Source organism: Devosia sp. 1566 (genome assembly GCF_004005995.1).
Lineage (GTDB): Bacteria > Pseudomonadota > Alphaproteobacteria > Rhizobiales > Devosiaceae > Devosia.
This window is the reverse complement of the sequence record NZ_CP034767.1, coordinates 2,746,089-2,758,654: the sequence shown is the minus strand read 5'-3', so window position 1 is coordinate 2,758,654 and position 12,566 is coordinate 2,746,089. Positions and strand designations below refer to the sequence as shown.

General features: G+C 63.8%; 11 protein-coding genes. 2 read left to right on the top strand and 9 right to left on the bottom strand.

The genetic code is table 11. From position 1 onward, the window contains the following. The first annotated feature begins 169 nt into the window (after positions 1-169). Together ELX51_RS13305 and ELX51_RS13300 are read left to right on the top strand one after the other, a co-directional pair. Positions 170-1,672 carry an ATPase domain-containing protein gene (locus ELX51_RS13305; RefSeq protein WP_127753976.1) on the top strand — a complete coding sequence of 501 codons (1,503 nt, stop codon included), beginning with the start codon at positions 170-172 and terminating at the stop codon, positions 1,670-1,672. Beyond that, a complete protein-coding gene (locus ELX51_RS13300; RefSeq protein ID WP_127753975.1) occupies positions 1,656-2,720 on the top strand; it encodes a sensor histidine kinase in 1,065 nt (354 codons plus the stop codon). Before ELX51_RS13305 ends, ELX51_RS13300 begins: the two co-directional genes overlap by 17 nt. An 11-nt stretch (positions 2,721-2,731) precedes the next feature. On the opposite strand, the gene ELX51_RS13295 is transcribed toward ELX51_RS13300, so the two are convergent. From ELX51_RS13295 to tkt, 9 genes are all read right to left on the bottom strand, one after another. Then, positions 2,732-3,526 carry an inositol monophosphatase family protein gene (locus ELX51_RS13295; protein ID WP_127753974.1) on the bottom strand — a complete coding sequence of 265 codons (795 nt, stop codon included), beginning with the start codon at positions 3,524-3,526 and terminating at the stop codon, positions 2,732-2,734. Positions 3,527-3,529: 3 nt separating this feature from the next. Continuing rightward, positions 3,530-4,096 (bottom strand): elongation factor P, encoded by a 567-nt coding sequence (gene efp / locus ELX51_RS13290; RefSeq protein ID WP_127753973.1) that lies wholly within the window; start codon positions 4,094-4,096, stop codon positions 3,530-3,532. A gap of 115 nt (positions 4,097-4,211) precedes the next feature. Continuing rightward, positions 4,212-5,546 carry a tetratricopeptide repeat protein gene (locus tag ELX51_RS13285; protein WP_164854867.1) on the bottom strand — a complete coding sequence of 445 codons (1,335 nt, stop codon included), beginning with the start codon at positions 5,544-5,546 and terminating at the stop codon, positions 4,212-4,214. Next, on the bottom strand, positions 5,543-6,145 hold the full coding sequence (locus tag ELX51_RS13280; protein WP_164854866.1) for a thiamine phosphate synthase: 603 nt from the start codon (positions 6,143-6,145) through the stop codon (positions 5,543-5,545). Before ELX51_RS13280 ends, ELX51_RS13285 begins: the two co-directional genes overlap by 4 nt. A gap of 166 nt (positions 6,146-6,311) precedes the next feature. After that, entirely contained in the window at positions 6,312-7,337 is a 1,026-nt protein-coding gene (locus ELX51_RS13275; RefSeq protein WP_127755286.1) for a class I fructose-bisphosphate aldolase, read from the bottom strand. Positions 7,338-7,460: 123 nt separating this feature from the next. After that, a complete protein-coding gene (locus ELX51_RS13270; RefSeq protein ID WP_127753970.1) occupies positions 7,461-8,663 on the bottom strand; it encodes a phosphoglycerate kinase in 1,203 nt (400 codons plus the stop codon). A gap of 73 nt (positions 8,664-8,736) precedes the next feature. Continuing rightward, positions 8,737-9,273 (bottom strand): putative glycolipid-binding domain-containing protein, encoded by a 537-nt coding sequence (locus tag ELX51_RS13265; protein WP_164854865.1) that lies wholly within the window; start codon positions 9,271-9,273, stop codon positions 8,737-8,739. Between the two features lie 132 nt (positions 9,274-9,405). Next, positions 9,406-10,413, bottom strand: a complete 1,008-nt coding sequence (gene gap, locus ELX51_RS13260) for a type I glyceraldehyde-3-phosphate dehydrogenase (protein ID WP_127753968.1) — start codon at positions 10,411-10,413, stop codon at positions 9,406-9,408. 45 nt (positions 10,414-10,458) lie between these two features. Continuing rightward, a complete protein-coding gene (gene tkt, locus ELX51_RS13255; protein WP_127753967.1) occupies positions 10,459-12,438 on the bottom strand; it encodes a transketolase in 1,980 nt (659 codons plus the stop codon). Positions 12,439-12,566 lie beyond the last annotated feature (128 nt).

The following is a 12,566-nucleotide window of genomic DNA, read 5'->3' as shown; positions in this document are numbered from 1 at the left end:
TACCGGTCGTGCAGGAGCGCAACCTTGGGGCTGCCAAGAGGGTTGTGTGCCTTGTTCACCTCACTGCCGCTGATTTTGCGCAGCACGTCGACGGAATTGAGGGGAATAAGTAAGAAGATCGGCGCAATGGCTGCAGCCGACATCAAATCCCCGGTGGAACACAACACTAATGGCCGACCCTCGTATTCTGACTGGCACCGCTGGACTTGATATCGTTCTGCGGGGTGGGCTGACGCCTGGGCGGCTGTATCTGCTGGAAGGGGCGCCGGGTTCGGGCAAGACCACGATGGGCCTGCAGTTCCTGTTCGAGGGCGTGCGCCAGAACGAGAAATGCCTTTACATCACCTTGTCCGAAACCAGCGAGGAAATCGCAGCGGTGGCGGATTCACACGGTTGGACGCTGGACAAGATCGACCTGTTCGAGCTGTCCTCGGCCGCCGATGTGCTGGGCGGCGGGCGCGAGCAAACGCTGATCCATCCCTGGGAAGTGGAACTGACGGCGACAGTCGAGCTGCTGATCAAGCGGGTCGAGGAAGTGTCGCCCAAGCGCGTGGTGTTCGACAGCCTGTCGGAGTTGCGGCTGCTGAGCCAGGATTCGCTGCGCTACCGCCGGCAGGTGCTGGCGCTGAAACAGTATTTTGCGGGCAAGAACATCACCGTGATCCTGGTCGATGACCTTACCGGCGGGAATGGCGTGCGCGACGCGCATCTGCATTCGTTGGCGCATGGGGTGATTACGCTTGAGCGCAATACGCTCGAGTTTGGCGCGGCGCGGCGGCGGATCGAAGTGCAAAAGATGCGCGGCATCGACTTCATCGGCGGCTTTCACGATGTCACCATCCAGCGCGGGGGCATGAAGGTGTATCCGCGCCTCATCGCCTCCCATCACCATACTGAATTTTCCGGTACCGCGGTGCCAAGCGGGGTGCCTGAGCTCGACGCCTTGCTGGGCGGGGGGCCTTTGCGCGGCACTTGTACGCTGCTGACCGGCCCGGCGGGGGCGGGCAAATCCACCGTCTCGATCCAGTACGCGATGGCTGCCTGCGCGCGGGGCGAGGCGGTCACCATGTACCAGTTCGACGAGCGGATCGGCACGCTGATGGCCCGGGCCAGGAGCATGGGGCTCGATCCCGGCAAATATATCCAAAGCGGTCTGCTCAAGATCGAGCAGGTCGAACCGGCCGAAATTGCCCCGGGTGAGTTTGCCTGGCGCGTGCGCCAGGAAGTGGAACAGCGCCAGGTAAGGGTGCTGATCATCGACAGCATGAACGGTTATCTGGTGTCCATGCCCGAGGAAAAGCAGCTGCTGCTGCAGCTGCACGAGTTGCTCGCTTATCTCAGCCAGCAGGGCGTGCTGACGCTGCTGATCAACCCTCAATCGGGGTTGATGGGGACGATGAGCACCAGCCAGGTCAACATCTCCTATCTCGCCGATGTGGTGCTGTTGTTCCGGTTCTTTGAAGCCGAAGGGCGGTTGCGCAAGGCCGTATCGGTGATCAAGAACCGCGGGGGCTATCACGAAGACTCCATTCGTGAATTGGCGGTGGATTCCCATGGCGTGCGGATCGGGGAACGCCTGACGGACTTCAAGGGGGTGATGACGGGCACGCCCGAATATATCGGCGCCGAAGGCCGGCTGATCGAGAGCCGCACCGATGCACAACCGGAGTGAGGTGGTCCACGTCCTGGCCCCGCTCGGACGTGATGCCCAAAGCGTGTGCTCGATCCTTGCGACCCGCAAGTTCGAGACCAATGTGGTTCATTCGCTCAACGAGCTGGCCGAGGCGCTGGGCGACGATACGGGCGCGGTGGTGCTGACCGAAGATGCCATGGTCGGGCGCGATTGGTCGGTGTTGGTCAAGGCGCTGGAAGATCAGCCGAGTTGGTCGTCCTATCCGTTCATCTTCATCATCGGGCGGCGCAATGCCGAGTTGTCGCCCAATGCGGCGCATGCCCTGCTGCCGCCCGAGCTGAGCAATGTGATGATGCTCGAAAAGCCGATGGGATCGGCGACGCTGCTGAGCGCGGTGGCCTGGGCACTGGGCGGGCGGCGCCGGCAGTTCCAGACGCGCGATCATCTGCGCGAACTCGAACAAAGTGCTGCGCGGCAGCGGCTGATGACGCGCGAGCTGGCGCACCGGGTCAAGAACACTATCGCGGTGCTGCAATCGATCGTGTCCCAGACCATGCGGCCATTCCCTGAAATGGGGCCGGTCAAGGATCGATTGGTGGAGCGGTTTGCGGCCTTGGCGCGCGCGCATGATCTGTTGCTGACCACCGATTTTCATAGCGCGATGTTCCGCCAGCTGGTCGTGGCGTCGGTCAGCGTGCATGATGGGGACGGCACGCATTTCACCCTGGACGGGCCCGACTTCGAGATATCGCCACAGGCGGCGCTGTCGTTTGCCTTGGTGTTCCATGAACTGGCGACCAATGCTGTCAAGTACGGCGCGCTATCGACCGGGGCAGGCCATGTGAGGGTCAGCTGGGAAGTCACGAGCGGGGAACAGCTCGAGCTGACCTGGCGCGAACAGGGCGGCCCGCCCGTGGCTGAGCCGGCGGTCAAGGGGTTTGGCTCGCGCCTGATCCGCACGACGCTGGCGGGCCTAGGGCAGGTGACCGTAGCGTACCTGCCCGACGGGCTGGATGTGCGGTTTGTCGGCCCCATGGCGGGGCTGACCTATTCGGTGGTGCCGGATTTCGTCGCCGAGGCGCTCTAGATTGGAGCGCCTTACCGGATAGCCTGCAACTGCTTGAGCAGAGCGGGCTGGAGCGCTTCGTTGCCTGCCACGATCTGGCCGTTGGCAACAGAGCCGGTGCTGCCGGCATAATCGGAAACAAAGCCGCCAGCTTCCTTGACCATCAGCAGGCCAGGCGCCACATCCCACGGTGCCAGACCGGCTTCCCACAGCGCATCGAAGCGCCCTGAAGCCAGCCAAGCCATATCCACCGAGATGGAGCCCGACCGGCGAAGCCCGGCGATGGCGGGATTGATGGCGGCCACCTGGCGCAGCTGCAGCGCATCATTGGCCGTACCCTGGGTCTTGATGCCGGTGGAAACCACCGCATCGGCCAGATGGCGACGCGACGCTACACGCAGGCGCCGGCGATCATTGAGCCAGGCGCCGCCGCCCTTTTCGGCGGTATAGAGTTCGTCCATCACGGGATTGAAAATCACCGACGCAACGATCTCGCCGCCCCGCTCAAGCGCGATGGCGCAGGCAAAGAGGGGAATGGAATGGAGGAAATTGGTGGTGCCATCGAGCGGATCGACGATCCAGCGGTGCTGGCCGTCGGTGCCGGCCACTTCGCCGCCTTCTTCCATCAGGAACGCATAGGTCGGGCGGGCCTTGCGCAGTTCATCAAAGACGATCTGTTCGGCGCGCAGATCGGCCTTGGACACGAAATCGGCGGGACCCTTGCGGGAAACCTGCAGCGACTCGACTTCGCCAAAATCCTTGGTGAGCGACTTGCCGGCCTTGATGGCGGCCGAAACCATGACATTGAGGAGAGCTGAACGAGACATGGATCAATCCGCCCGGCGCATATAGGTGGCCTCGGTGGTATCCACCACGATGCGTTCGCCCACCGCAATAAAGGGCGGCACCATGACGCGCAGGCCATTGGACACGATAGCAGGCTTGAACTGGTTGGACGCGGTCTGGCCCTTTTGCACCGGATCGGCCTCGGTGACTTCGAGCACCACATTGGCGGGGAAGCGGATGCCCAAGGGGGTGTCTTCGTGCATTTCGAGCGTGATCTTCATGCCGTCCTGCAGGAAGGCTGCGCGCTCGCCGACGAATTCGCGCGGCAGCTCAACCTGCTCGAAACTGTCCTGATCCATGAAAACCAGATTGTCACCCTGCTCATAGAGATAGGTGAAATCGCGAAATTCCAGTTCGACCTGTTCGACGGTTTCAGCGGAGCGGAAACGCTCGTTGAGCTTGGTGCCGCCAAGGATGGCCTTGAGCTCTACCTGGGCATAGGCGCCGCCCTTGCCGGGCTTGACGTGGTCTACCTTGACGGCGACCCAGAGGCGGTCCTGGTGGTTGATGACGAAACCGGGGCGGACTTCGTTGCCATTGATCTTGGCCATAAACAGATGCTTTCGGTGCGCAATTGTCGGCTTGGGCCGAGCGCAGGTTATGCGATTGGCCAAAGAACGGGAGGGTCGGGCGTGGGCAGCTTTTTGCCTTAGAACGGGACGCGGTTCAAGGGCTTTGCGGTGGAGGCGCGACCAGCTCGGGAACCGGGTCCGGTTCGGGCAGCGGCGAGGAGGGGGCCGCCGCGGCCGGGGCCTGGCCTTCGTCCAGCGGGCCTGGCAAGGATGGCGCGTCGGCTGGTGGCGGCGTTTCGGGCGCCGGCTCGGCACCGGCAGGCTCAGCAGGAGCTGGGGGCGTGGACGGCCAAAAACGGGCGCGCTCCTCGGCTCGAGCAAGCCCTTCGGGTGAAAGCGAGACCAGGAGACGATCAAGGGAGGGATCGCTCAAGCCCTGGCGTCGGGCGAGGGCGCGGTACATGGCCGCGTCCTCAAGGTTGAGCTCAATGCCCTCGCCAACGGCCAAGAGCTTGGCAAAGCGGTTCTGCGCCACCGGATTGCCCGCTTCAGCGGCAGTACGATACCAGCGCGCGGCTTCCTCGACGTTCTTTTCCACGCCCTGGCCAAGATAAAGCAGGGTGGCGTAGTCGATCTGGGCGGGGACGAGGCCTTGTTCGGCCGCAAGGGCGATATAGCGGGCACCCTCGACCGGATTGGGCGGGCTGCCCGCTCCTTCGATCAACATGGAGCCGTAGTCATACCGGGCTTCAGGCAATTCGGCGTCGGCGGCTTCCTTCATCAGCGTTGCCGCTGTGACAAGGCTGGGGGTCGCGTAGATGCCTTCCACATGCAGCAGCGCCATGTTGTATTTGGCGGGAATATAGCCGCCTTCAGCCGCCTTGGCGAAAAGCTCGGCGGCACGCTTGCGGTCGCGCTCGACGCCAACACCGTCCTGATAAAGCAGTGCGAGTTCGAAGGTCGCGAGGATGTCGCCATTGTTGGAGGCAAGCCGGTACCAACCGGCCGCACGCTGCTCGTTCTGGGCGACGCCCAAGCCCTTGGCGAAGATCTCGGCAATCAAGGTTTGAGCCGCGGCATCGCCTTTTTCGGCGCGCGGCAGCGCGTATTCGAGGGCGGTGAGGAAGTAGCCGCGCTGAAAGGCGCCAAAGGCTTCGTCCACCGGCAGGCGAGGACCGGCGTTTGCGTCGGGAGCGGTTTCGGTTTCCGGCGGCGCGGCATCTGGCGCGGGTGGCGCTTGGGTGCTGTCACCGGGTTCGCCGGCGGGCGGCATATCGGGGGTCGCGGCCGGCTCGTCGGCTGGTGGGGCGTCCGGCACAGGCGCGGGCTCGCCAGGCAATGGCGCTTCGGTCGGGGTTGTGGGTTGGCTGGTCGCTGGAGCTTCGCTCGAAGGCTGCGCGGGGCGTGGCCTGGGCTGGGGCGGCAGTTCCTGCGCGCCGGCCGAAAGGGGCAGGAGCGCTATGGCGAGTAGCAGGAGGCCCCTGATCATGCGGTCACCCCTAAGCTTTGAGCGAATTGCGCCAGTGCCTGAGCCGGAGAGGGGGCGGACCAGATGCTGTTGCCGAGGGCCAGGAACTCGGCGCCATGGGCATCCGCATGGCCTTCGATCGCAGCGGGATCGTGCAGCACAGCAGGGATTTCGAAGGTTTCGGCCCACCATTGCGCCAGATCGGGTGCGGCGGCGTCGGGCTCGCCATCAAGGGCACCGAACCAGAGGTAATCCACATCGAGTTCGCCCCGGACCATGGCATCGTGCCGGGTGGATACGGGGCCGGCCCCCACGATCATGGCGGGCTTTAGGGCCTTCAGAGCGGCGCGAACATCGTCCTCGTCGCCGGTGATGTGCACGCCATCGGCACCGAGGCGCTTGGCCAGGGCCCAGTCATCCTCGAGCAGCACGGCGCAGCCGGCGCCTTGGCCGATATTGATGAAGTTCTTGGCCAGCGTGGCATAATCGGCGTCGTTGCGTTGGCCGCGACGCACAAGCAGCGCCGCAACGGGCGCCGCGCTCAGCACACCCATCAGTGCGGCTGGAGCCAACTCGGGCGTTGCAGCGGCGGGCGTGAGAAGCAAAAGCTGAGGAGCCATGGGATTCCGGAACGAGGGGACGCACCGGGGTTGTGGCGCGCCATTGGGGCGACAAAAGGGTCGCTCTCCCATAAGGGCAAACGCGCCTCATGCGCAATGGCGGCAAGCAAAGGCCGGCGGCAGCGCTCGAAAGCGCTGTCGCCGGCCGAAAAGGAGGATGAGGCGCCTAGGCGGCGATGCGATCCTGTTCGTGGGTCCACTGGCCCAGCGCGGCCAGCGAGTTCATGCGGGCGCGATGGGTAAAGGCGGCCTGAGCCTGGGGGAAGTTCTCGCGGCGGCCGGCCCAGGTGCGCAGGGCAACGTTTTGGAGCGCGCGGCCATAAGAGAAGGTCAGCGGCCAGGGCAGGCCCCCGATCTTGTTCATCGCCGAAAGGTGGGAGGTGGCTTCCTCGTCGGTTTGGCCGCCCGAAAGAAAGGCGATGCCGGGAACGGCGGCTGGCACATGCTCGCGCAGCACTTCCACGGTGCGGCGGGCAACATCATCCACGGTCGGCCGATCGCGCGAATTGACGCCCGGGAGCACCATATTTGGCTTGAGTAGCATGCCGCCAAGGTCAACGCCAGCGAGGCGCAGTTCTTTGAAGACGTTCTCGAGCACATCCCCGGTGACCTGAGCGTTTCGCTCCAGCGAATGGTTGCCGGGCTCGCCATCGCCGACGACTTCGGGCTCGACGACCGGCACGATACCGGCTTCCTGGCAGAGAATGGCGTAGCGGGCGAGCGCGTGGGCATTGGCGCGGATATTGTTGCGGGTGGGGGCAATGTCATTGATGGTGATGACAGCGCGCCACTTGGCAAAGCCGGCGCCGAGGCGGGCGTACTGCTCGAGGCGCTGGCGCAGGCCATCGAGACCTTCAGTGATTTTTTCGCCGGTGTCGCCGGGCATGGGGAAGGCGCCGCGATCGACCTTGATGCCGGGGATCACATCGGCATCGGCCATGATGGCACGGAACGAGGTGCCGTCGGCAGCGTGCTGTTCGAGGGTTTCCTCGGTCAGGATCACGCCCGAGATATAGTTGCGCATGGCTTCTTCGGAGCGGAAGAGCATTTCGCGGTAATCACGGCGCAGATCGAGCGAGTTGGGCAGGTTGATCTTGGCAAAGCGCTTGGCGATGGTGGGCTCGGACTCGTCGGCGGCAAGGATGCCTTTCCCCGGCTCCATCAATTTTTGCGCGACGGCATTGAGCGACATTGGCATGGCAGTCCCCTCAGTTTCTTTGAGGAGGAAGTTAGACTTCTGCCTTAGAAAGTCGATTAGACCAATGGTTATGCAACCAAGGTGGAGGGGTCCGAGTTGATGGACCCCTCCTCAGGTTCAGCGGGTGAGTGCCTGGACACCGGGCAGGGGCTTGCCTTCCATCCATTCAAGGAAAGCGCCGCCGGCGGTCGAAACATAGGTGAAGCTGTCCTTGACCCCGGCATGCGCGAGGGCCGCGACAGTGTCGCCGCCGCCAGCAACCGAAACGAGGCCATTGGCGCGGGTGCGCTCGGCGGCGTGCTGGGCGACCGCGACCGTGCCGGCGTCGAACGGCGTCATCTCGAAGGCGCCAAGCGGGCCATTCCACACAAGGGTCTGGGCGGCATCGATGGCAGCGTTGATCTGCTCGACCGAACGGGGGCCGACATCGAGGATCATGGCATCGGCCGGGACCGCGTCGGCGGCGACGGTTTGGTTGGCGGCATTGGCCTTGAACTCGGTGGCGACGACGCCATCAACGGGCAGGATGATGGTGCAGCCGGCGGATTTGGCGGCGTCGAGGATGCGGCGGGCGGTGTCGGCGAGGTCCTTTTCGCAGAGCGATTTGCCGACGTCGTGGCCTTGGGCAAAAAGGAAGGTGTTGGCCATGCCGCCGCCGATCACCAGGGTGTCGACGCGGGTGACGAGGTTTTCGAGGAGGTCGATTTTGGAGGAGACCTTGGCGCCACCAACCAGGGCAATAACCGGCTTTTTGGGCTTGCCGAGTCCAGCTTCCAAGGCTTCGAGCTCGGCCTGCATGGCAAGGCCAGCCGCGGCGGGCAGCAGGTGGGCGATAGCTTCGGTGGAAGCGTGGGCGCGGTGGGCGGCCGAAAAGGCGTCGTTGACATAAAGATCGCCGAGGCTGGCCATGCGGGTGGCGAGTTCGGGATCGTTCTTTTCCTCGCCGGGGTGGAAGCGGGTGTTTTCCAGCACGTAAACCGCGCCGTCGGGGCCGGTGTCGATGCCGCATTGGGCGTTGGAGACGTCATTCCAATCGGTGAGGATGAAGCCAACGGGTACGCCCACGGCTTCCACAATGGCGGGGACGACCTGTTCGAGCGAATAGTCGTGGTTCACCACGCCCTTGGGGCGGCCGAAATGGGAGAGCAGGATGGCCTTGCCACCGGCCTCAGTGATGCGGCGAATGGTGGGTACCAGGCGCTCGATGCGGGTGGCATCGGTGACCTTGCCGTCAGCAACGGGTACGTTGAGGTCGGCGCGAACCAGGACGCGCTTGCCGGCGAGATCAAAGTCATCAAGGGTCTTGAAGGAGGCGGTCATGCTGGCTCCGGATCTGTGTTGCTGGGGGCGTAGCAGAGACGGGGGAAACGGGGAAGCCGCCTTGTGTGGGGCTTCAGTCGGCCCGTTCGAACAGGCCGGGATAGTTGAGCACGAGGCCGTTGCTATCGACTTCGAGAACGCGGTCAAAGCTGCCATTGTTGCTTTGAAAGCGGAAGTGGGTGGGATCGAGCCGGGTGTAGAGCTGTTCTTCGCGCCGAACGGTCATGTCGTCGCCGTCGATCCAGGCCATGGCAAAGCGCTGCGGCTGGTTGTCGATCCAGGTGCTGCGCCAGATCGGGAGCGAATTGGTCAGCGGGGTGGGCCAGAGATCGATGTCGAGGCAGCCGTTGAGGGCGGGCAGGGGTTCGGCGCGATCGTCGGACCAGCTGCCGGCGCCGTTGCTGAACAGTTCCAGCACCGCGCCATCGGTGCGTTCGACGCGAATGCTGCGCACGAGGCCGGCTTCATCGAGCTTGAGGCGGTAGAAGAGGCCGTAATCGGGGGTGATGACCGTCCCGCGAATGCGGGTGCCCGAGCTGGCGGGGATGATGTGGCAGTGCTCGAGGGTGACGGGGTCGAGGCCGCGCCAGCGCATGGACTTGTTTAACATCGCTAGCCCCTGTTGCATGCCGCTCGGGCGATACTAGCCAGCAGAAGATATTCGGGCTAGCCGCCCCCCCCTTGATCCCTCCCCGCTAGGGGGAGGGTGTCGACTGAACTATCAGTGACTAAGGGCGGAAGGTTAGAGGGTCTTGGCGAGGGCGACGGTGGTGTCGCACATGCGGTTCGAGAAGCCCCATTCATTGTCGTACCAGGACAGGACCGAGACGAAATTGCCGTCCATCACCTTGGTCTGCTCGAGCGCCATGGTGGAGGAGTGGGGGTCGTGGTTGAAGTCGATCGAGACATTGGGCTGGTCGGTATAGCCCAGCACGTTCTTGAGCTCGCCATCGGCATAGCGCTTGATCGCGTCGTTGACTTCCTGGGCCGTGACGTTGCGCTTGGAAATGAACTTGAAGTCCACGCAAGACACATTGGGAGTCGGCACGCGGATGGAGACGCCGTCGAGCTTGCCCTTGAGTTCGGGCAGGACAAGGCCAATGGCCTTGGCCGCGCCGGTCGAGGTCGGGATCTGCGACAAGGCCGCAGCGCGGCCGCGATAGAGATCCTTGTGCATGGTGTCGAGGGTCGGCTGGTCACCGGTATAGGAGTGAATGGTGGTCATCATCCCCTTTTCGATGCCAAATTCCTTGTGCAGCACATAGGCGAGCGGCGCGAGGCAGTTGGTGGTGCACGAGGCGTTGGAAACGACCACGTGATCCTTGGTCAGCTGCTGATGGTTGATGCCGTAAACCACGGTCAGGTCAGCGCCTTCGGCCGGGGCGGACACCAGAACCTTCTTGGCGCCGGCCTGCAGGTGGGCCGAAGCCTTTTCCTTGGAGGTGAAGATGCCCGTGCATTCGAGCACGATGTCGATGTTCATCTCCCGGTGGGGCAGTTCGGCCGGGTTCTTGACCGCGGTCACCTTGATGGGGCCGCGGCCCACATCGATGGTGTCGCCGGCCACGGTCACGGTGCCGGGAAAGCGGCCATGTACGCTGTCGAAGCGGATGAGGTGGGCATTGGTTTCCACCGGACCCAGATCGTTGATGGCGACCACTTCGATATCGGTGCGGCCCGACTCGATGATGGCGCGCAGGATGTTGCGGCCAATACGACCAAAGCCATTGATGGCGACGCGAACTGCCATGGGAGGCACTCCTTAAGGAGGAAGGGAAAAGGGAGGTGGGTTCTCTTACAGCTGCGCGGTTACCGCTTCAACAATACCCTGCGGCGTGATGCCGAAGTATTCGTAGAGTTTGTCGATCGGACCCGAGGCGCCAAAGGCATGCAGGCCAATGAACTTGCCCTTAGGACCAAGCAAGGTGCCCCAGGAGAGGCTGATGCCCGCTTCCACCGCGACGCGGGCTTTGGCCGAGCCGATGATCTCGTTCTGGTAGGCTTCATCCTGGGCGGCAAAGAGCTCCATGCAGGGCACGGACACGACGCGAGCGGAAATGCCCTGCTCGTCGAGCAGCTTCTTGCCGGCCAGCGCTATTTCGACTTCCGAGCCGGTGGCGAAGATCACGGCCTGCGCGTCGGCATCGCCGGCGAGGGTATAGGCGCCCTTGGCGGAGCGGTTTTCCTCGGTGAACTCGGTGCGCACCGTGGGCAGATTTTGACGCGACAGGGCCAGGAGCGACGGCGCGTCCTTGGTTTCCACCGCGAGCTGCCAGCATTCCAGCGCTTCCACGGCATCGGCCGGACGGAAGACGAGGAGGTTCGGAATGGCACGCAGGGCGGCGAGATGCTCGATGGGCTGGTGGGTGGGGCCGTCTTCACCCAGGCCGATGGAGTCGTGGGTCATCACATAGATGACGCGCTGGGTCATCAGCGCCGACAGGCGAATGGATGGACGGGCGTAATCGCTGAAGACGAGGAAGGTGCCCCCATAAGGGATGAGGCCCCCATGCAGCGCAATGCCGTTCATGGCCGCCGCCATGCCGTGCTCGCGAATGCCATAGCGCATGTAGCGGCCGAGGCGGTCGGTGTCGGTGAAGGGCAGAGTCTGGGTGGTGTTGGTGAGGTTGGAGCCGGTGAGATCGGCCGAGCCGCCCAGGGTTTCGGGAACGACGCCGTTGATGACTTCGAGCGCCATCTGGCTCGACTTGCGGGTTGCAACCTTGGGTTTTTCTTCGGTGAGCTTGCGCTTGTAGTCGCTGACGACCTTGGCATAGCCCTCGGGCAGATCGCCACGGAAGCGGCGGTCGAACTCCGAGCGCTGGTCAGCAGGCAGAGCCGCGAACTGCTCGGCCCAGGCGGCGCGGGCCTGGGCACCGCGAGCGCCGGCGGCGCGCCAGGCGTCGAGGGTGGCGGCGGGGATTTCGAATGCGGGGTAGTCAATGCCCAGCGCGGCCTTGGCACCGGCCAGTTCCTCGGCGCCCAGCGGGGAGCCGTGCACCTTTTCCGAGCCCGCCTTTCTGGGCGCGCCAAAGCCGATCGTGGTCTTGGCCGCGATCATGGTGGGCTTGTCGCTGTTGCGCGCGTCGCGCAGCGCCGCTTCTATGGCGTCCTGATCGTGGCCATCAACGGCCACCGTGTTCCAGCCCGAGGCCTGGAAGCGGGCCAGCTGGTCGGTGGAGTCGGCGTTGGAAACCTTGCCGTCAATGGTGATGCCGTTGTTGTCCCAGATCAACACCAGCTTGTTGAGCTTGAGGTGACCGGCGAGGGTAATGGCTTCCTGGGAGATGCCTTCCATCAGGCAACCGTCACCAGCAAGCACATAGGTGTAGTGGTTCATCACGCTTCCGCCGAACTCGGCAGCGAGCTTGGCCTCGGCGATGGCCATGCCGACGGCATTGCCCACGCCCTGGCCGAGCGGGCCGGTGGTGGTCTCGATGCCTGGGGCGAAATGATATTCGGGGTGGCCAGCGGTCTTGGAGCCCAACTGGCGGAAATTCTTGATTTCCTCGATGGTCATGTCCGGATAACCGGTCAGGTACAGCACCGAGTAGAGCAGCATGGAGCCGTGACCGGCCGACAACACAAAACGGTCACGATCAGGCCATTTGTGATCGGTGGGATCGAACTTCATGATCTTGGTGAACAGCACGGTGGCAATATCCGCGCAGCCCATGGGCAGGCCGGGATGGCCGGAATTGGCTTTTTCCACCGCATCCATCGAAAGGGAGCGGATGGCGTTAGCCAGATCGTTCTGCTGGGGTGTATTGGTCATTGTCCGCTCGTTTCGGTGGCACAAAAGGCGGGACGCAAGACCGCTTTTGCCAGCGTCCCGAGGCGGGTTCGAGGCATAACAGGTTCGACCACCCTGTCAATTGCCGTGGGTGGGAAGGCCGTTGCATT